At 52.6% G+C, this 21,275-nt stretch carries 14 protein-coding genes and 4 tRNA genes; 16 read left to right on the forward strand and 2 right to left on the reverse strand.

The window, feature by feature from the left end; genetic code table 11:
* Positions 1–7 precede the first annotated feature (7 nt).
* From F556_RS0122265 to F556_RS0122285, 5 genes are all read left to right on the forward strand, one after another.
* Positions 8–871 (forward strand): ABC transporter ATP-binding protein, encoded by an 864-nt coding sequence (locus F556_RS0122265; RefSeq protein ID WP_020619211.1) that lies wholly within the window; start codon positions 8–10, stop codon positions 869–871.
* A gap of 169 nt (positions 872–1,040) precedes the next feature.
* Positions 1,041–1,115, forward strand: a tRNA-Gly gene (locus F556_RS0122270).
* Positions 1,116–1,120: 5 nt separating this feature from the next.
* A tRNA-Arg gene (locus F556_RS0122275) sits at positions 1,121–1,197 on the forward strand.
* Between the two features lie 11 nt (positions 1,198–1,208).
* Positions 1,209–1,285, forward strand: a tRNA-Pro gene (locus F556_RS0122280).
* Positions 1,286–1,330: 45 nt separating this feature from the next.
* A tRNA-Gly gene (locus F556_RS0122285) sits at positions 1,331–1,404 on the forward strand.
* An 87-nt stretch (positions 1,405–1,491) separates the two neighbouring features.
* Here the strand turns inward: F556_RS0122285 and F556_RS0122290 are convergent.
* Together F556_RS0122290 and F556_RS0122295 are read right to left on the reverse strand one after the other, a co-directional pair.
* Positions 1,492–1,950, reverse strand: a complete 459-nt coding sequence (locus tag F556_RS0122290) for an SRPBCC family protein (protein ID WP_020619212.1) — start codon at positions 1,948–1,950, stop codon at positions 1,492–1,494.
* Positions 1,943–2,443: a MerR family transcriptional regulator gene (locus F556_RS0122295; RefSeq protein ID WP_020619213.1), complete on the reverse strand. Its 501-nt coding sequence runs from the start codon at positions 2,441–2,443 to the stop codon at positions 1,943–1,945. Before F556_RS0122295 ends, F556_RS0122290 begins: the two co-directional genes overlap by 8 nt.
* 243 nt (positions 2,444–2,686) lie before the next feature.
* On the opposite strand from F556_RS0122295, the gene ppc reads away from it, so the two are divergent.
* The 11 genes from ppc to F556_RS36525 all read left to right on the forward strand — a co-directional run bounded on the left by ppc (position 2,687) and on the right by F556_RS36525 (position 21,262).
* Entirely contained in the window at positions 2,687–5,491 is a 2,805-nt protein-coding gene (gene ppc / locus F556_RS0122300) for a phosphoenolpyruvate carboxylase (protein ID WP_020619214.1), read from the forward strand.
* A gap of 184 nt (positions 5,492–5,675) precedes the next feature.
* Positions 5,676–6,242: an RNA polymerase sigma factor SigW gene (gene sigW, locus F556_RS0122305; RefSeq protein ID WP_020619215.1), complete on the forward strand. Its 567-nt coding sequence runs from the start codon at positions 5,676–5,678 to the stop codon at positions 6,240–6,242.
* A gap of 155 nt (positions 6,243–6,397) precedes the next feature.
* Positions 6,398–7,039: a zf-HC2 domain-containing protein gene (locus F556_RS0122310; RefSeq protein ID WP_020619216.1), complete on the forward strand. Its 642-nt coding sequence runs from the start codon at positions 6,398–6,400 to the stop codon at positions 7,037–7,039.
* Positions 7,040–7,162: 123 nt separating this feature from the next.
* Positions 7,163–7,999, forward strand: a complete 837-nt coding sequence (cdaA, locus tag F556_RS0122315) for a diadenylate cyclase CdaA (protein ID WP_020619217.1) — start codon at positions 7,163–7,165, stop codon at positions 7,997–7,999.
* On the forward strand, positions 7,992–9,893 hold the full coding sequence (locus F556_RS36520; RefSeq protein WP_020619218.1) for a CdaR family protein: 1,902 nt from the start codon (positions 7,992–7,994) through the stop codon (positions 9,891–9,893). Before cdaA ends, F556_RS36520 begins: the two co-directional genes overlap by 8 nt.
* Positions 9,894–9,982: 89 nt before the next feature.
* Positions 9,983–11,323 (forward strand): phosphoglucosamine mutase, encoded by a 1,341-nt coding sequence (gene glmM / locus F556_RS0122325; protein ID WP_020619219.1) that lies wholly within the window; start codon positions 9,983–9,985, stop codon positions 11,321–11,323.
* 408 nt (positions 11,324–11,731) lie between these two features.
* On the forward strand, positions 11,732–11,998 hold the full coding sequence (locus F556_RS0122330; protein WP_169447628.1) for a hypothetical protein: 267 nt from the start codon (positions 11,732–11,734) through the stop codon (positions 11,996–11,998).
* A 511-nt stretch (positions 11,999–12,509) separates the two neighbouring features.
* The gene (glmS, locus tag F556_RS0122335; RefSeq protein ID WP_020619221.1) at positions 12,510–14,342 is read left to right on the forward strand and encodes a glutamine--fructose-6-phosphate transaminase (isomerizing); all 1,833 of its coding nucleotides are present in this window, start codon (positions 12,510–12,512) and stop codon (positions 14,340–14,342) included.
* 207 nt (positions 14,343–14,549) lie between these two features.
* Positions 14,550–15,224, forward strand: coding sequence for a signal peptidase I (gene lepB, locus F556_RS0122340; protein WP_020619222.1), 675 nt, complete (start codon positions 14,550–14,552; stop codon positions 15,222–15,224).
* A gap of 42 nt (positions 15,225–15,266) precedes the next feature.
* On the forward strand, positions 15,267–15,545 hold the full coding sequence (locus F556_RS0122345) for a hypothetical protein (RefSeq protein WP_020619223.1): 279 nt from the start codon (positions 15,267–15,269) through the stop codon (positions 15,543–15,545).
* Positions 15,546–15,910: 365 nt separating this feature from the next.
* Positions 15,911–21,262: an S-layer homology domain-containing protein gene (locus F556_RS36525; protein ID WP_020619224.1), complete on the forward strand. Its 5,352-nt coding sequence runs from the start codon at positions 15,911–15,913 to the stop codon at positions 21,260–21,262.
* Positions 21,263–21,275: the final 13 nt, after the last annotated feature.

Below are 21,275 nucleotides of genomic sequence, written 5' to 3' on the forward strand. Positions count from 1 at the left end.
TTGATTCATGATTCGTTTGACAACAACGGCTTTGAATATTGCTTATGAGAAACGCATGATCGTAGAGAACCTCAATATTGCGATTCCGCAAGGCAAGGTCACAGCGCTGGTTGGCGCAAACGGGTCGGGCAAGTCCACCATTCTGAAAACGTTGGCCCGCATCATGTCTCCTTCAAGCGGCAGCGTGCTGCTCGACGGGAAGTCGATTCACAAGCAGTCTACCAAGGAAGTCGCGAAGCAGCTGGCGATTTTGCCACAGAATCCGACAGCTCCCGACGGCTTGACGGTCTCTGAACTCGTCTCCTACGGACGCTTCCCGTATCAGAAGGGCTTCGGCTCGATGAGCGCGGAGGACCGCCGTGTTGTTGCCTGGGCATTGGAAGCGACAGGCATGTCCGAATTCGCCGATCGTCCGGTTGATCAGCTCTCTGGCGGTCAGCGTCAGCGCGCCTGGATTGCCATGACATTGACGCAAGGCACGGATATTATTTTCCTGGATGAGCCGACGACGTTCCTCGATATGGCGCATCAGCTTGAGGTGCTGCAGCTGCTGCAGACGCTCAACGAGAAGGAAGGACGCACGATTGTAATGGTTGTCCATGACCTGAACCATGCTTCCCGTTATGCGGATCATATGATTGCCATCAAGAAGGGGACTGTCGTGGGCGAAGGCTCGCCTACAAAGGTCATGACCTCGCATATCCTGCGTGAAGTGTTCGGAATCGAAGCGGACGTCGTTCCAGACCCGCGTACCGGTGTACCGTTGTGCTTGCCTTTTGCTTTGGCGCACGAGGCGCCTAAGCCTGCATCGCCAGCTCCTGTGCAGCCATCCCCATCTGGCGCAAAAAAGCTGGTAACAGTAGGCGCATAGAGGTCCGTTGAGACTATCGCATTCACTTAGACTCCCCTGCTCGGTCACGAGCGGGGGAGAGGTCTGTCCGGGGCGGGATGGCCTTCTACATTTTTTTTGAAAAAACAGTTGCTTTTTCTCCAAATACCTGTTATATTATTTCTTGTCGCCTGAACGAAACAGGTACTATGCGGAAGTGGCTCAGCGGTAGAGCATCGCCTTGCCAAGGCGAGGGTCGCGGGTTCGATTCCCGTCTTCCGCTCCATATTTGTCCCCTTAGCTCAGCTGGATAGAGCGTTTGACTACGAATCAAAAGGCCGGGAGTTCGAATCTCTCAGGGGACGCCATTTTTTATGATCGGGACGTAGCTCAGCTTGGTAGAGCACCTGGTTTGGGACCAGGGGGTCGCATGTTCAAATCGTGTCGTCCCGACCATTACACATTTTCTTGAGAACCGCCTTGCTTGTTACAAGTTACTATGCGGGTGTAGTTCAATGGTAGAACTTCAGCCTTCCAAGCTGATAGCGTGGGTTCGATTCCCATCACCCGCTCCATATTATTTAATACTTAAAACCCTTGCTATGCAAGGGTTTTTTTTGTATCTCCTACAGCATAGCGAGAGCACCCTTATTTGGGGTTCATCACACCGATTCCAAGTATTCGCCGAGCTGATTCAGAAACGAATGTGTTCCTTGCATGCGTAAATCCGGTGTATCATGACCATCCAGAAATGCAGCTTGCTCTGTATAAATAAGTCTTGTGCCGTCTTCCACCGTCTTGAATTCAACGGTGGTTAAAGAAGCTGATATTCTCACCTTGTTCACTGGAGTTTTCTCCCTATCCATAATATATGAATAGACGATGCGAAGATCCTTCACGATCTCCTCATAGCGGGCGTCAAAAGTGTATATGGGACCAGTAGTCCCTCCACCGCGATTGAACTCCCTGCCGCCGACGCGAAATTCAAACTGCTCGGCCTGCGGGAACCATTTGGATTTGGCAACGGGATCTGCCCAGGCAGCGAAAACCGTGGCAGGTGAGACGTGATAATGGCGTTCAATAGCAAAGGTATGGTGTTCGACAAAATGGTTATTATTCATTCGAATGGCCTCCAGTCGGGTGCTTTGGCTGATCTTCGCCGAGATAGTCGCCGAGCCGGTCCAGGTGCACGTTCCAGCTTGTACGACGTTCTTCAGCATGTTTCATCCGCATTGCGCCCAGTAAGTTGGTGTAATGTTCAAGGGTCAGTGGTTCTTGTTTGTCCATAAGATGCACGATTGATTCTAACTCGTGTACCAGTTTCATCTGAACGGCTATATTATCCTTCAAACTTTTAATGTGCAGGGAGATTATTTCAAAAAGGCTAACCTGATCCTCCACAAGTGCTAATTTAATCTGATCAAGAGACAATCCGAGTTCCTTTAGTGAAAGGACATGCTGGAGCCTTGAAATATCCTCTTCCGTATAAAGCCTTTGTTTTGAGTTGGAGTCACCGCTGGGCTGAAATAAACCGATTTGATCATAATATTGCAGCGTTCGAATCGTTAAACCCGTCAGTTTGGACAATTCGCCTATTTTCCAAGATTTTTGCATAACCATCTCCTTATACGCCATGCGCTAGTTGATTACCGGTAAAGACACCATATCACACGACGTAACGTCATAATCAAGTGCATTGATTTAAAAAATTCTTTATCCGGAGTGAGACTTCAGTGCGGTGGGCCCGGCCTACTTTTTAAAGTTAAAGAGTGCCAGGTCTTCAATAGCGGGGGTTTTTGTAGTATGATGTAACAAGTGAAAAAACCGATGTTTGGGAACTTACAGGAGGATTCGTTTATGTCTGAGCAGACTGCTTCACCAACGGCCGTTCGTCCGCAATCGAGCAATCTATTGCGCAGAGACGTCCGTTTTCTGGGAAATATATTGGGCGAGGTGCTTGTCCATCAAGGCGGCGAAGAGCTGCTGGAGATCGTAGAGAAGATTCGTGAAATGAGCAAGACGCTGCGTGCGGAGTTCCTGCCTGAGCTGTATGAGGAGTTCAAGCGGGTAACCGAGTCGCTGAGTCCGGAGATCCGTCACCAAGTCATCCGTGCCTTCGCGATCTACTTCCAGCTGGTTAATATCGCCGAGCAGAACCATCGGGTACGCCGCAAGCGCGATTATGAGCGTTCGGCGGGCGAATCGGTCCAACCCGGATCGATCGAGAGCGCAGTGCAGACGCTCAAGGAACGGGAGATCGAAGTCGCTGTTGTCAAAGAGATGCTCGGCGATATTTCGCTGGAGCTCGTGATGACAGCTCACCCGACGGAGGCGACACGTCGCGCCGTGATGGATGTGCATCAACGGATGGCCAGCGAGATGATGGAGCTGGACAATCCTACCCTGACGTACCGGGAGCGGGAGAAGCTGCGTGAGCGTCTGCTTAGCGAAGTGCTGACCCTCTGGCAGACGGATGAGCTGCGGGATCGCAAGCCAACCGTTATCGATGAGGTCCGCAACGGCCTGTACTATTTTGATGAGACGCTGTTTGAAGTGCTGCCTGAGGTGTATGAAGAGCTGGAGCGCTGCCTCGAGAAATATTACCCGGGCGAAGACTGGCATGTGCCGACCTATCTGCGGTTCGGCTCCTGGATCGGCGGCGACCGCGACGGCAATCCGTCTGTAACCGCCAAGGTCACCTGGGAGACGCTGACGCTGCATCGCCAGCTCACATTGGAGAAATATGAAGAGAAGCTTAAGGAACTGATGGACCTGCTGAGCTTCAGCACCAATATTGTTGACGTGACGCCTGAGCTGCAGGAGTCGATCGCGACCGACCGCAGTCATATCGAGACGGTTAAATGCATCGAGATGTGGCGCAATGAGAAGGAGCCTTACCGGATCAAGCTCTCCTTCATGCTGGAGAAGCTGACCAACACGCGTGATGCGGCACTTAAAGGTACAGCGAAGCGTTATAACAGCCCGGATGAGCTAAAGGCTGACCTGCTCGTGATCGATCAAAGCTTGCGCCATCATTATGCCGATTATGTGGCAGATACGTATATTAAGAAACTGATTCGCCAGGTGGAGTTGTTCGGTTTCCATCTCTTGACGCTGGATGTCCGTCAGCACAGTAAAGAGCATGAGAATGCGATGGCTGAGATTCTAGCTAAGATGAACGTTGTTGAGGATTACGCATCGCTCACCGAGGAAGAGAAGATTGAGCTGCTGCATCAACTGCTTAACGATCCTCGTCCGTTAACGGCTGGCTATCTGGACTATTCCGAGAGCACCCGCGAGTGTCTGGATGTATACGAAACGATCTACCGTGCACAACAGGAGTTCGGAGAAGTCTGTATCTCCAGCTACCTCATCAGTATGACCCAGGGTGCCAGCGACATGCTGGAAGTTATGGTCTTCGCCAAAGAGGTCGGATTATACCGTAAGGAAACGGACGGAACGATCCGCTGTACGCTCCAATCGGTTCCGCTCTTTGAAACCATCGATGACCTGCATGCTGCGCCTGACATTATGGCCCGCCTGTTCCGTCTTCAGGTGTATCGCGATGCAGTGTCCGCCCGCGGCAATCTGCATGAGATCATGCTGGGTTACTCTGACAGTAACAAGGACGGCGGAGCCGTCACGGCCAACTGGGAGCTGCGCGTTGCGATGCAGGATATTACCCAGATCGGCAATGAGCATAATGTGCGTCTGAAATTCTTCCATGGTCGCGGCGGTGCGCTTGGTCGCGGTGGTATGCCGCTGAACCGCAGTATTCTCGCTCAGCCGCCACATACAGTGGGCGGTGGCATTAAGATTACAGAGCAGGGAGAGGTCCTCTCGTCCCGCTATTCGATGCAAGGGATCGCTTACCGCAGTTTGGAGCAGGCCACATGGGCGCTCGTTACTGCGGCGCGCCTGGCACGCTTCCCGAATCAGGAAGCGGAAGCAGAGAAGCAGTGGGAAGCAATCGCCCGGGAAATCTCGGATACGGCGCTGACGACATATCAGGATCTGATCTTCCGCGATCCGGACTTCCTGACCTTCTTCAAGGAATCGACGCCGCTGTCGGAGGTTGGCGAGCTCAACATCGGTTCCCGTCCGTCCAAGCGCAAGAACAGCGACCGCTTCGAGGATCTGCGGGCGATTCCGTGGGTGTTCGCCTGGACGCAGAGCCGATACTTGTTGCCAGCATGGTATGCTGCCGGTACGGCGATTCAGAAGTACGTGGATGGCAAAGAGGCACATTTGGATACGCTAAGACAGATGTATGCCGAATTCCCATTCTTCCGGACGCTAATCGACAATCTGCAGATGGCGCTCGCCAAGGCGGATCTGGTCATCGCCAGAGAATATGCCTCGATGATCAAGGACGAGCAGGTCCGCGAGCGGATCTTTGGTCTGATCGAATCGGAGCATAAACTGACTTGCGATCTGATTCTGAAGATTACCGGACAACAGGAAATTCTGGACAATGTACCGGTCATCCAGGAATCGATTCGTCTGCGTAATCCATATGTCGATCCGCTCAGCTATCTCCAGGTTCAGCTCATCGCCGAGCTGCGCGCGCTGCGTGAGCAGGATGGCGACGATGCGGAGCTGCTTCGCGAGGTGCTGCTCACCATCAACGGCATTGCGGCAGGACTGCGGAATACCGGGTAGGACTGAATACACAACATGCACCAGAGAGTCGGGCAAAGGCGGTACGAGAATGTCTGCCGCCCGGCTCTTTTTCAATACAGACTGGAAGAATAGGTGATCGAGAGAAAGAATCAGGTGATCGGACGCGGCTGCAAGACCGGGACGGACGACCGGCCGGTGGGCGTTAGGTTTGGAGGAATGGTTCGTGAAATCATTGGAAGCGCGATTAGCGCGCATGGCCATCAAGGGGGACCAGCAGGCATTTGCAGAGCTTGTGGGACTCTATCAGGATAAATTGTATCATATGGCCTATCGTATGCTTAATAATCGTCAGGAAGCCGAAGATGTGGTGCAGGAGGCGTTCTTGCGCGTCTACAACAATCTGGAGCGGTATGACGAGAATATGAAATTTTCTACCTGGATTTACCGGATTGCGACCAATCTGTGCATTGACCGGCTCCGCAAGCGCAAGCCCAGCTATTCGCTGGATGCCGAGTCGAGTGAATTTGAAGGCTTGGATGGCTATTCGATGATCCCCAGCGACAACCGTACGCCGGAGAGCGAGACGCTGTTGTCGGAAACGCAGTCCATCATTCACCAGGCGATGGCAACGCTGCCGCCCAAGTACAAGACGGTGATGGTGCTGCGTTATTTGCATGAATTATCGCTACAGGAAATTGGCGACGCCCTCGGCATGCCCGTGACAACCGTCAAAACCCGGGTTCACCGGGGCAGGGAATTTCTGAGGAAGAAATTGGAGAGAACTTTATAAATAAAGATTCTATAAAATTTTGAAACATCTTGTGCGTTGGCACGTATCGTATAGCAGCAATAAGCTTGCCTTAAGATGTCGTTCAAAAAACGGCTTGGATACAAGGTGATTTTTGAACACGGTGCTTAAGCAATTCGTAGAAAGGATTGGCTGCCATGAAATGCAACGTCGCCATCGTATGGATGCACGATTATCTGGACGACGATCTGCCACGGGAACAAGTCAAGGAGCTCAAAGAGCACCTGATGGCCTGCCCGGACTGTCGGCAACGGTTTGAACAGCTGAAGCGGACGGATGCTTTTCTGCATGCGACCATGGTCGAAGGCCTGCATGATTCGGCGGATGCCGGTACGGATTCAGCTGCTTCGAGAGCGTTGACCGAGAAAATCATGCGCCAGCTGCCGGCACAACGACGCAAGCAGGGCTGGACGGCGTTTATCCGCAGACACCCCGCGCTGACGGTAGCCGTTGTGTTCTGCCTGGTGATGTTCTCGAGTTTCCTCGCGATGTGGGGACAGAACTCGGAGCTGATCGTTCGCGGCACAGACCTGCAGCAGCTGGTATTCGAAGGCGATCGGGTTATCGTGCCCGAAGGGGTACAGATCCACGGGGATCTGACCATCGAGAACGGCATCGCCGAAGTGCATGGCGAGGTGCTGGGGAACTTGACGGTTATCGATGGTACAACAAACCTAGCGTCCACGGCGAAGATTGTCGGTGAGAACCGCCAGATTAACCAAGCCATTGATTGGTTATGGTATAAGGTAACAACCACGGTCAGCGGCTTAAATTTCTAACGATAGCCTCCCTGCCTTACAGGGAGGTTTTTTTGTAAAATTTGAAGCAGCTTTTTAGACATTGGCGGTTGACTTTGCTATTCTATAGAGAGATCGAATGGAACGCTAGCTGGGGGTAAGCCCATGAACTACTTTTCGGATCTGACATGGAATCTGCTCATCAAGGATATTATCGATGTGGCCATCGTCAGCTACATTATCTATAGTTTGTTCCTGCTGGTGCGGGGGACGCGTGCCGTTCAGCTGCTGAAGGGGATTTTCGTGCTTGTGGCCACCTGGGCCATCAGCACCTGGTTCGATCTGTACACGTTGAAGTGGCTGATGAACCAGATGTTCACCTTTGGTGTGGTGACTGTCCTCATCATCTTCCAGCCGGAGTTGCGCCGGGCCCTTGAGCAATTGGGGCGTGGCAAGATCTTTGCGCGCAGCAATGTGCTGGAGGAGGATCTGAACCTGCGGATTGGCGAGGTCATTAAGACCGTCAATTATTGTTCCAGCCGCAGCATCGGTGCGCTTATCGTCTTCGAACGGGAAACCGGGTTGAATGATTATATCGAGTCCGGTATTGCGATGGAATCCCGCGTCAGCTCGCAGCTGCTGAGCAATTTGTTTGTGCCGAATTCGCCGCTCCATGACGGGGCGGTTATCATTCGGGGCGGACAGATTATGGCGGCCGCCTGTTATTTGCCGTTGTCGGAGAATCCTTTTATTAGCAAAGAGCTGGGGACACGGCATCGGGCAGGTATTGGCGTCACGGAGGTCAGCGATGCCATCTCGGTCATTGTCTCCGAGGAGACGGGACAGGTCTCGCTTGCTATCGGAGGAATGATCGTCCGCGATATCAAGGAGGAGTCCCTGATCTCCAAGCTGTTCGACGAGCTCAGACCCGAAGCTTCGACACGGGAGAAGACAAAAGCGAAGGTCTCTTTCTGGAAGAGAAAGGGGGATCACAATGGATAAATGGCTCAGCCACCCCACCTCTCTGAAGGTAATCTCGGTTATTATCGGGATCCTGCTGTGGGCGGTCGTCCATTTTGACACCGATTCGCCCAACAACGTGGCTTCCTTGCTGGAAACGCGAGATATCCCGGTCAAGGTGACGGCAGAAGGACTAGACGGTTCGCTGCATGATTTGCGCCTGGTAGACCCGGATAATGTGCGGTTGACGGTGAGAGGCAATCGGGCAGTATTGATGGCAGCCTCTCCCGAGGACTACAGGGTATATGTCGATTTGACCGATGTACAGGACGGCGAACATATCCTGCAATTGAACTATGATCTGCCGGGACGCGTCCAATTCATAGAACTGTCGCCTTCGCGGGTGACGGTGGACCTGGTGCCGATGCAGACGACTGAATATGAAATCCAGATTCAAACGACCGGAGAGCCGGCCCATGACTACAAGGTGGATACCCCGATCGTCAAGCCGGGTAATCGAGCCTTTGTGACACTACCGGAGGATCAACTCGATCTGGTCGGTTACGTCGGTGCCGTCATCAATGTCGATGGCGAGGAGAATACAGTCACGGAGAAACGCGTCGAGCTGAAAGTGTTCGATACCGCTGGTGAAGAGATGGAAGATGCGGTCGTCAATCCAGCCACTGTCGAAGTCGAAGTGCCGATCGTCAAGCCGTATAAGACGCTGCCGCTCCAGATTGGACAGGCAGGCAGTCTCCCGGATGGCGTGAGTCTCTTATCCGTGACGCCGGAGGTCGATGAGGTTACTGTCTACGGACCACTGGCCGAGTTGGAGCAACTGGAGTATTATGACGATGTTGTCATTAACCTTAGTGGTATCCAGCAGTCAGGCACCGTGACGGTCGAGCTTGATCCGCCGCCGGGAACAGCGGGGATCAGTCCCCAGCAGTTGGATATCGCTGTGGAAGTGGCTGCTTCGGATACGATAACCGTGCCGGAGGTGCCGATTCGGATGAGCGGACTGTCCGACGGGCTGGAAGCGAGGATCGTCACTCCGGCCAGTCAACGGGTAGACATCCAGGTGACCGGCGCGCCGGGTGTTCTGGCGCAGTTGGGTGCGGGAGATATTCAATTGATAGCTGACCTGAACGGACAAGTCCCCGGTACGCACGAGATCCCTCTGGAGATCCAATTGCCCCGGTTTGTCCGGGAAGCGAGCGGTGGATCGCTCTCGGTGACAGTCGAGATTACGACCGCCGAGGAGGTCTTCGCCCCGGAGTCGGAGGAGCCTGGTGACGAGGGGACCCCAGGATCCGAGAATGAAGAACCCCTCCCGCCTGAAGAGGAACCGATAACGGATCCAGAGGAGACCACTCCCCCGCCCGAAGGCGGGACGAATGACAACAATAGTGAAGAGCCTGCTAATCCAGATGAACCAGGAGCAGAGCAGGGGAACCAAACCGGTGGTGGCGGCGTGCGGAATGATGGTGATCCGCCTTCCACTGGGACAGGCACAGGCGAGACAAGCCCGGGTGGGAACATGAACGCGACGGCTCCGGGTGAGACAGGCGGCGAAGGCAATCTTGTTCCGCCCGATCCCTCGCCGGAGCCAGGTGGCGTTGCCGGGCAGAATGATGGCGTTCAGACGCCTATCGTCTTCCCCGGTGCAGTGGGAACCGCTACGCCTCCGCTTGGAAGCTGGACTGCAGTCGAACGACCGGGCTTGGGAGAGACCGGCTGGGCTACAGTTGAGGCGCAGGAACGGGTACCGCTGGGAGAACGGCAGGCGCCTGCCGTTGTACGATATGGCATGATCACAGCAGGACTCGCGGTTGCAGCTGCGGCCGCGGCGGTTCTGTGGGGCCGTGCCATGTCTTCTCATGCCCAGAGAGACCCGATGAGACGCACCAGAGGCCGATTGATTAGTCATCGGTGACGTATGCGGACGCGGCATGACACGTATAGAGGGTTATAGGCGTATGCTGGGATGAAGAATTGAATGAGGCACAAAGGAGAATGCAACTTATGGGGAAATATTTTGGAACCGATGGCGTCCGCGGCGTAGCAAATCGTGAGCTGACACCAGAGCTGGCTTATAAAATCGGACGCTGCGGCGGTTATGTGTTGGCAGGAGAGGCTGACAAGCCGAAGGTCGTCATCGGTCTGGATACGCGGATCTCGGGTCCGATGCTGGAGGCCGCGCTGGTCGCGGGTCTTCTCTCAATCGGCGCCAGCGTGATCAAGCTGGGTGTCGTCTCGACACCGGCAGTGGCTTATCTGACTCGCGAGCTGGGTGCAGCGGCGGGTGTGATGATCTCGGCCTCGCACAATCCGGTGGAGGATAACGGCATTAAATTTTTCGGTGGTGACGGCTTCAAGCTCTCCGATGACACCGAGCTGGAGATCGAGCGGCTCATGGACACCGTAGCGGATGCCCTGCCGCGCCCAGAGGGCGGCGAGCTCGGCACAGTGACCGTGCTGGAGGATGCGAAGGAGCGTTACCTGAGCTTCCTGAAGACGACGATTAATCATCGGTTTGATGGACTCAAGATTGTCCTCGATTGTGCGCACGGCGCGGCCTATGAGCTGGCACCGGCTGTGTTCGCGGAGCTGGGCGCTGAGATTATTACAGTAGGTGCCGAGCCAGATGGTCTCAATATTAACGATGGCGTGGGCTCGACACATCCGGAGTACCTGCGGGAGCAAGTGCTGACGCATGGCGCAGACCTGGGCTTGTCCTTCGATGGCGATGCCGACCGGCTGATCGCGATCGACGACACGGGTGCCGAAATCGATGGCGACTTTATTCTCTGCATCTGCGGCGACGCCATGAAGCGCGCTGGCAAGCTGAACGAGGATACCGTTGTTACCACGGTTATGAGTAACATTGGCTTCTTCAAGGCAGCCGAAGGGCTGGGGTTGCACACGGCCAAGACGGCTGTTGGCGACCGCTACGTCATGGAAGAAATGCGTCGCGGCGGCTTCAACCTGGGAGGCGAGCAGTCCGGCCATATGATTTTCCTCGACTACAACACCACAGGTGATGGCATCCTGACGGCGTTGCAGCTCGTTGACACCCTGGTCGACAGCGGCAAGAAGCTGAGCGAAGCCAAGACGCTGATGAGCAAGTACCCGCAGGTGCTGGTGAACGTCCGCGTCGCCGACAAGAGCCTGTTCAAGGGCAATGTCGCCATCGACGAGGCAGTAGCTGCAGTGGAGGCAGAGCTGGGCAACGACGGCCGCGTGCTGGTGCGCGCTTCCGGTACGGAGTCGCTGATCCGCGTTATGGCGGAGGGGCCGGACAAGGACGTCATTGAGAAGTACGTACAACAGATCGTTGACGTCGTCAAAGCTCAACTGGGTTAAGGAACCATTCCCCATAAGGGCCTGCTGCTGCAGTTTGGCTGCGGTGGCGGGCATGTTCCTTGGGTTTTTGGGGCAGGTGGGTGTATATGTGGTGCTGGGGCAATGAACACGAAATTTCGTGCTTATTTAAGGCCTTGCGCCGATTTTGGCTCAATAAGCATGAATTTTCGAGTTTAATTCGTGCTTTTGGCTGAAATTGCTCAAATGTATATGAAATTTCGTGTTTATTTTGTTACCGGAGTTGCAATTGCTCTCGTAAACGCGATTTTTCGTGTTCGTCTGATGCAGAGAGTGATGGGGGTGCGTTTGATGTCTAGCCCAATGGTTTAAGTAAAATGGTGTGCGTGAGATGGGTGCGAACGCATTTTGCTGGGAATGGATGTCGAGTGGTTGCAAGTTGGCATGAAAATGAATATGATAGGAAGTATCATTCTAGAGGAGAGCGAGGATCGGGGTTGTTATTGCATCACAAGCGCCAGAGCTTGCATACGGGATTGGCACGGAGAAGGATTGCATCCCAAGCAAGCTGACGAGGTGGAGGTGTTCGGATTGTTCGGCGGGGACCTCCCGGTAGACGCATTCTACCGTAAGCTGCAGCTTCAAAACGACACGGGTGACCGGTCGTACAAAGGCGCAGCAGAATGTTTGTTTCAGTGTGCGTTAGTACACAACTAATCAGTAACCAGACACCAGTGAGGCTCGATTAGATGGACGTGCGCTTTAAGTAGGCATGAGTCCGGCAACCTTACTTTCGTATGGTATGGTGTGCTGGCTGTAACGCTCGTGAGAGAGCTTATTTTGTGTTGTGAAAGTAAGTGTGGAACTAATGCTTGGGAGAAGACCTTAGCTGGGGGTTTTCAGCCCAATGGGCTATTGTTGAAACAATAAGCTTGCTGGCAAGCATTACATTTATGATTGGCTGTTTTGGGCCGAATCAGCTCTGTGTTGAGCGTAAACGGACCATTATCGGTCGAACGGTTATATTTTTCTATTCATTTTTCAGGACGTGACGTCCTGCTATTAAATATTCCTGAATGTCCACGATGCCGATAGGTCATCGGAGAGGTCAAAGGCTTTTCACCTTGACGTATACGTTCGGGAAAAAACCACATACACCTTGAACCGCATGTTCTATAGGCAGCCGTAGGCGGTAGGGAAAATATCCCTTACGGAGGTCTGTATCATTATGTGTGGAATCGTAGGCTATATCGGAGCTCGCAATACGCAGGAGATCCTGCTTGAAGGTTTGAAGAAGTTGGAGTATCGCGGTTATGACTCGGCGGGCATTGCGGTATTTACATCGAATGGTTTGTCGGTGAGCAAGTCGAAGGGACGTCTGGCTATTCTCGAGGAGAAGCTTGAAGGCGCGCCACTGGAAGGTTCGGCAGGCATCGGTCATACTCGTTGGGCGACACACGGTAAGCCGTCCGACACCAACTCACATCCTCATACGGATATGACGACCAAATTCTCGGTTGTGCACAACGGCATCATTGAGAACTATTTGGAGCTGAAGGAAGAGCTGAGCTTGTCTGGTGTGAACTTCGTCTCCGAGACGGACACCGAGGTTATTTCGCACCTGATCGCTTCCGTCTATGAAGGCGACATCGTGCAAGCTGTACAACGTGCAGTCAAGCGCATGCGCGGTGCTTTCGCACTGGGCGTATTGACAGAGCATGAACCGGATCGTTTGGTGGCTGTACGTTATGCAAGTCCGCTTGTTATCGGATTGGGCGACGGGGAGAACTTTATCGGTTCGGATATCCCGGCAATCCTCGAGCATACACGCAATGTCTACATCCTCGATGACGGCGAAATGGCGATTCTGACACGGGATGGTGTCGAACTGCTGACGACCGAGGGCGAAAGTATTTCCAAGGAAATATTCCATGTCGATTGGGACCTGATGACGGCAGAAAAGGCCGGATACGATCACTTCATGTTGAAAGAGATCTATGAGCAGCCTAAGGCTTACCGCGACACCATGCGCGGACGCATCTCCGATGATGGTCAAGAGATTGTGCTCAAGGAGATCGGCATGACGCCAGAGCAGATCAAAGGAATCAACAAGATTCACATCGTTGCTTGCGGTACGGCATATCATGCGGGTTTGGTCGGCAAGTCGGTCATTGAGTCACTTGCTCGGATTCCGGTAGAAACCGATGTCGCATCAGAGTATCGGTACCGCAATCCAATCATCACACCGGAAACGCTTGTTATCGTGGTCAGCCAATCCGGTGAGACGGCCGATACACTGGCTGCACTACGTGAGGCGAAACGTTGCGGTGCACGTGTCCTGGCCATCACCAACGTTGTGGGCAGCTCCGTCTCCCGTGAGGCAGATGACGTTATTACCACATGGGCGGGTCCGGAGATCGCAGTCGCTTCGACAAAGGCTTACACGTCGCAGTTGATCGCTTTCTATCTGGTAGGTCTGTACATGGCTCAAACGATTGGTACTCGCAATGCGGATTGGATTAGCAGTGTGACCGCTAAGCTGCAGCAATTGCCAGAGCAAGTGGAGGCGATTCTGGATCAGGCAACTGTGCTGAAACAGATCGCAGAGACCTTGGCGCGCCACAACAGCCTGTTCTTCATCGGCCGCGGCCTCGATTTTGCTGTCGCCCAGGAAGGCTCGCTGAAGCTGAAGGAGATTTCGTACATCCACTCCGAAGCTTATGCGGCAGGCGAACTGAAGCATGGCACCCTGGCGCTGATCGAGGAAGGTACGCCGGTCATCGCGTTGGTGACCCAAGAGGAGCTGGCCGAGAAGACGATCAGCAACGTCAAGGAAGTCAAAGCGCGCGGCGCTCACGTCCTCGGCGTTACCAACGAGAGCAACCAGCACGAGGTCGCGAAGTCCGTCGATGAAGTCTTCGCTATCCCGAACACGCTGACGCTGCTGACTCCTGCGCTGTCGGTAATCCCGCTACAGCTCGTAAGCTACTACGCTTCGCTGGCTCTGGGGCATGATGTCGATAAGCCAAGGAATTTGGCGAAGAGTGTGACTGTGGAGTAGGGTACTAAATAAAGTCAACAAGTCGAGTTGAACGCAGAGACGTATTCCTGCATTCACTCGACTTTTTCTTTTCTTCGCGCTGATATCATTCTTTATTGTTGAGAAATTGTTCGCATTTTCATAATGTTGGAAGTTCAGAAAACTGTTTGAATTTAATTGAGGAAACCTTCCTTGGGTTTAGTATTATAAAATTAGGAGGGGATTCCAATGAAGAAGTCAATTGCCATTATGATGTTCTTTATTCTAATCGTTATAGGTTGTGAAGAACCAACCATTACGGACCTACTCACTCAAGAGGTGCCCGAAACCGTTGAAATGAATGAAAATCTAATCGCGGTCGAACATCATAATGATGGAATGGCACGTAGCAACTTAGAATACATCTCCAAAGACCGAGGGGAGATCGCTGTCGACCCAAATTATTTCCAACAGAATGACATTAAGCGTGGCGATGTAATCTATTATAAAACCCCAACCATAGAAAAGAGCGAATATTCCCATTTAAATCTGCCTGAGTACAATATTACAAGGGTGATCGCCCTCCCAAATGAAGAAATTGAAATCAAAAAAGGTCAAGTCTATATTAATGATAAAAGGTTAGATACGTTCTATGGTAAGGCTCTTAGTTGGGGACTCGAAGAAGAAGAGTATTTTAAGACCCTTAATAAGCCAGGTTCAGGACAGTGCGATGAATCATGCATGAAGGCAATGAAAGACTACTTTAACATGGAAATGGATAAGGTTAACGTGCCTGAAGGACATCTCTTTGTTATGGGCGATACCTGGTGGAGAAGTATAGATAGTCAAATTTATGGACCTTTACCTGTTGATAATATCAAGGGGAAGGTGCTTGGATATGCTGGGCATACTTCCTCGAATTAGATTGGAATGTTTTGGAGGCGGATCGGAAGGGAGTAGCGGCTAATGGCTAATAAAAAGGTTTTTATTATTCTAATTATGATTTGGATTACAGCTTTAACCATATGGGCAGTTAGCAGCGTGACTTCAATAATGAGCAACCTGAATTCAGTCCATGTTTCTGGAATACCCCATTATCCGGTAGATGAGACCATTTCCACAGTGCGAATGGATGAGAATACGGTCTGGGTTATTAATGCAAATAGCCACTATATTAAGGTGATCACTAGAGATGAAGAAGGCTTCAAGATTACAGGTTCTGAAATGCAATTTCAGGAAAACTGAGCTCTATAAGAAATCCGATTAAAAATGAGCTAACGGGTTGGATACTCCAACCTAGTTCGAAAGCTGACGATTTATCCAACCCCAGAACCGAGTCAAATGAACAACACCAGTTGAATAGGCATTTTCAATATACTCAAAAGCCGACAGATTTCAGGTATTCACCTGAAGTTAGATCGGCTTTTTCCCTCTTTTCCTCAGTTATCTTTTTGACACGTTCCCCGATTTTTCACTGTTACGTCTTATTCATTTAAATTTCAACAAAATTAAACTTTGATTTATAATTGAATTATGTTGATTTTTGTTTAAGGTAATGTTAACATTCACAAATGTAAGCGTTTATATTGGGTGAGAGAGGGGAACGAAGTATGAGGATGGGAAGGGCATCGAGACAGCCATTGGCTTTTGTACTCGTTATTGCGCTCCTTCTTGGTGCGGTAGCGCCGGCTTGGGGAGCGTGGAACGGGACAGCCATGGCTGCAGGGGACAATTTGATGATGAACGGCGATTTTGAAACCGGTGATTTGGGGGGATGGAACGCAGGCGGCAATGATAAGTTTAAAGTGAATGATCAGGTAGTGCATGGTGGCAGCTACGCGTTGGAAATCGGCGGACCTCAACATTGGAACGGGATTAAATCCACCGTATCCGTCAAGCCTGACACCGACTATACGTTAACCTTTTACGGAAGAGGGGCGGGCGGTGCGGCTTACAAGGTACTGCAAGCATCAGATGAAGCGACCCTTGCCGAGAATTACACGGGGGCGCACACGGATTGGAATCTGTACACACTGCCTTTCAACAGCGGATCCAATACGGCCATTATCGTCTATATTTCGGATGCAGGCGGAGTAGCCTATTACGATGATTTTTTCATTGGCGGAGGCCTAATTGAAACGGATGTGCCGGAAGCGAGCGGCGCTCTCATCGCGGGAGACGCCAGAGTAACCGGCATACTGACAGGATCCTTTGATTACATCCATGCAGGTGGAAAAGCGGAAGGTCACTCCATGTATCAGTGGCTGCAAGCGGATACGATGGACGGAGAATTCACCCCTATCCCAAGAGGTTGGGGAAAGACATTTACGCTAACAGATTCGCAGGAGGGCAAGTACGTCCAGCTCAAGGTGACGCCAGTGGACGTATCAGGCGTGGCTGGGAAAGAGCTAGTGTCGGCAACGACGATTGGACCGATCACCAAAGCCGAAGCAAACGATCGGCTCGGACTACGGCTCCGTGAGGCGCAGACCGAGTTGGCAAGCGCAATAGCGGGAGACGAGTACGGTCAATATCCGCAAGAAGCTATCGACAGCTTTACGTCGGTAGTATCGGCGAACGAACGCGGGTATAACAACGGCTCGGGTACCAACGAGGATGTGGAGCAACTCGAAGCGGCTATGAACACCTTCGAAGAAGCCAGAGTCAAGAAGGCATCCGCGTTTGAGCGCTTCATCACGGCAGAAGGCACGAAGTTAATGGACGGAAGCGAAGAATTAAGATTTGTGTCGTTTAACTATCCAGGTGCTCTATACAACGAGGATGAGGAAGGCGGCATCATGCCGACCACGTTCGAGCAGGAGGATGCGATCCGCACGGCTGTCCAGACAGGCGGCAAGGTGCTCAGAACCTATACGCTGACCGTCCGTGACAAAGCGGATTCGCCCGACAAGCTGCGGCATATCGACGGACCGGGCATGCTGAACGACGAAGCGTTTCGTTCAATGGATAAGTTGTTGGAGCTGGCCAACGAGCACGGCGTGCGACTAATCATTCCGTTTATTGATAACTGGGATTGGCCGCCGGGCGGTATTACAGACTTTGCTCACTTCCGCGGGAAGGAGCGTATGGACTTCTATACCGATCCCCAATTAATCGAAGACTTCAAGCTGGTCATCGAACAAGTGATGAATCGGGTCAATACGTACACTGGTGTGCGCTATAAGGACGATCCGGCGATTCTGGCCTGGGAGACGGGTAACGAGCTCATGGTAGCTCCGGCGTGGATGTCGGAAATCGCGGCGTTCTACAAGAGCGTCAATACCAAGCAGTTGCTCGTGTCAGGCAACCAAATGGAGCTGCCGCACTTCTACCGAAATATTACGCTGGAAGCGCTCGCCGATCCCAATATTGATATCGTAAAGAGCCATTATTATGAAGGCAATTATACAAACCATGTCCGCTCCGACAAGGCACTCGCAACGGCCTCTGGAAAACCGTTCTTCGTCGGGGAGTTCGGCTTCAAACCGACTACGGAAGTTGTCTCTATGCTAGATGAGGTCATCTCCGGCGGTACTTCCGGGGCGTTAATCTGGAGCTTGCGACCGCACAGCGCCAAGGGTGGATTTATCAGGCACAGCGAATACGAGGTCGGAGGAATATTATACCGAGCCTATCATTGGCCAGGTATGCCGTCGGGCGACTATCAGGACGCGACCAACCTGTTGCAGGTCGTGTACAACAAAGCCTATCAGATTCAAGGCTCTGCTGTGCCGCCGATGCCGATCCCGACGCCGGCTCCTGTTCTGTTGGATACGGATTCCGTCACCAGACTAGGATGGCTCGGTTCGACGGGAGCCAGTTCCTACACGGTGGAAAGAGCGGAGCAGGTAAGCGGACCTTGGACCGTTATCGGTACAGGTGTACTGGATGATGTGGAGCCGGGAGAGAATATGTTCGCGGATATGACAGCGGTGACGGGCAAGCCATACTATTACCGCGTCAAAGGGTTGAATGTCAGCGGCGAGAGCCCGTATTCGCAGCCGCTTGGCCCAATAACGGCACAGTACGTGCTCGAAGACGACCGCTCAGACGAATCCCGAGTATATTATTCAGAGCCGGGAGCGGTCGTGTACCGGACGCCGAGTGCGATCAAGGATGTGGAAGTGACCGCCTCGGTATCGGGCACTGGTGCCTTCGGGTTCCAAGTATCAGATGATGGCATCACCTATGAGGAAGTTGAACCCGAGCGAAGCGGGAACCATTATTCGTGGCAAGCGCCTGCTGGTTCATCGTTTAACCACCTTAAAATTATCTATCCGAATCAAAGCACAACTGATGGGACACTGTCCCGCGTGGTCATTGAATACGTCGGCGACGGATCTACGCTGACGCCGGTCCAGCCGCTACTGACATCCGGTGTGCTGAATGACCGAATGGATCATTTCAACGCCATTTTTTACCGCGAAGGGAATCTGACCTTCGAGACGGAAAACCCTGAGCTGTATGGGGGAGATGCATCCCGCTTGGTGCGCGAGGATGCTGGAGAGGCGTTTGTCGTCTACCGGACGCAGGGAGAGATGAAGGCACTCAAGCTGGAAGGGTATTATGCATCCGAACCGGGAGCGGCTGGATCATTCCGCTTCTACGGGTCAGCTGATGGTTCTGATTATACGGAGCTTGATGCCGAAACCCTGCACCTTGGCGGAGACCGCTACAAAGCGAATAGTAAGATCGCGACGTTCCCTGAGGGGATCAAGTTCCTGAAAATCGTATTCCCTGAGACGGGCAGCCCGCAGATCAGCAACGTGCAAATTGCTGTAGGCACCGGAACAATTTCATTACCCAGCGAGCTGCCCTCGCATATCATTGACGCCGGAGACCATTATGGCGGCGAGGAACTGCTGCTTAGACAGGCATATCGTACAGCGCCAGAAGGTCAGGTGCAATTGGGACTTGACTCCGAAATCAAGAGCTCGGGGGACTATTCGCTTCGGGTCGACTTTACACTCGGTTCTGCTGGACGGGCGGGCATTACCAAAGCACTTGATTCTACGGACCGTAGCAGGTATGACACGCTTCAACTATGGGTTCGCTCAGATAATCAGGAGCGTGTGTTGCGTGTCGTATTGAAGGACAGCTCCGGTAGGGAATGGACACAACAGTCGACGATAACGTCTATGCAAGGCGACTACCTTAGTTTGCCTTTGAACTCAGAACAAGTGAATTTGTCCGAGCTCGAAGAATTTTCTCTCTATGTGCAGGGTGGACCGTCACAAGGCTTCATTCATTTGGATGATATTCGTTTCACACAAACGCGCGTCATCGACGATTTTGAGGGCTATACGGGAAATGAGTCAGCATTTGCTGCACGTTACGGAAACCGCAACACAGGTGGCGGAGCGATATCCGCTGCGCTGACGAGCGAAGTGAAAGGCGGTGGCGAGTATGCGATGAGAATCGACTACGACATGACCGGACCAGGCTACGCTGGTTTGATCACGCAGCTGCCGCATGCCGACTGGTCGCAATATAAAGGCTTGCAAATGTGGCTGCACCCTGGTCCAGCGTCGCACAATCTCTCCATTCAGCTGCGAACAGGTGATGGCGAATATATGGAAACCACCTTTGAGGTCGTGGGTGGAGCGGAAGCGAAAATCATCGAGATTCCTTTCTCAGATTTTGATTACCCATCTTGGTACGGAGGCTCGGGTACTCTCAATCCAAAGGAAATCCTGGAATTCAATATCTATACGGGATTAATCGATGAACCCGCAGGATATTTCTATCTCGACGATATTCAGCTTACGGGCCGGAAGGATACGGAGCCAAATCCGAATCCAAATCCAAATCCAAATCCGCAAAATCCTGGAACCGAGCCGGAGAACCCGGGAACAGGACCGGGTGCAGATGAAGATACACTATCGATAGACGATCCTACAATCATTTCCGAAGGATACCTGGTAGTCGACTTGTCGGGACGCAGTAAGCTCACGTTGCCGGCCGGAGCTGAAGCCCTGGGGCAGGCCAAGGCGCTGATCGTTAACGGAGATGGCTATAGTCTGACTATAGCGGGTGAAGCCCTGCGCCGTATTCAGCAATCTCTTGGGTCAACCGCCCTATCGGACAGTCAAATTTACCTTGCTATGGAAGCACCGCCTGAAGCCGACATCTGGTTGGCAAAAGCAAGTCAAGTCAACAGCGTTGATCTCGACTTGGCTGGAAAGGCATATTCCCTTCGGATCGGGTATATCGGATCGGATGGACAAGAACGGCCAGTGGACCATCTGGTTGGCGACAACACACTTGCCTATGAATTGGGCGAAAAGGTCGACCGGGATGTGGCGGGTATTTACTTGGTGGACGCAGCCGGGGTGCTACGGTACGAGAGAGGTACACTCTCCGATCAGCGGATCACGATTCCGATTCATCAGGTCGGCACCTATGCGCCGCTTGAATACCGTAAAATCTTTATGGATGTTCCTTCAACTCACTGGGCCGCTGACGTCATTACCAAAGTGGCTGCACAGCATATCATCCAGGGCGTAAGCGCGACTGAATATGCGCCATCCCGAAGTGTTACAAGGGCAGAGTTTGCAGCTATGCTGGTGCGGGCGCTGGGTCTGAGTGCTTCCAATGCGGCCAGCTTCACCGACGTCGATACTGGAAAATGGTATGCAGAGGCTATAGCAGCCGCTAGTGAAGCGGGGATTATCACCGGCAGAACAACGCAAACCTTCGCTCCGGAAGCGACAATCACTAGAGAGGAAATGGCTGTCATGGTCGTTCGTGCCTATGCTTACATGTTGGGTGAAGGAACGCTTATGCAAACGACCGTGTCTTTTGCGGATGCAGGAGACATTAGTGAATGGGCAGCCCAGGCAGTAGAGCGTGCCCGTCACCTCGGATTGGTTCAAGGCAAAGGCGACAACCGTTTTGATCCGAAGGGCAGTCAGCTCAGGTCCGAAAGCGCTCAAGTCATCTGGAATTTGCTCACACAGTAAAGCGCCACGTACA

The sequence above is a fragment of the Paenibacillus daejeonensis DSM 15491 genome (assembly GCF_000378385.1).
Taxonomy (GTDB): domain Bacteria; phylum Bacillota; class Bacilli; order Paenibacillales; family Paenibacillaceae; genus Paenibacillus_D; species Paenibacillus_D daejeonensis.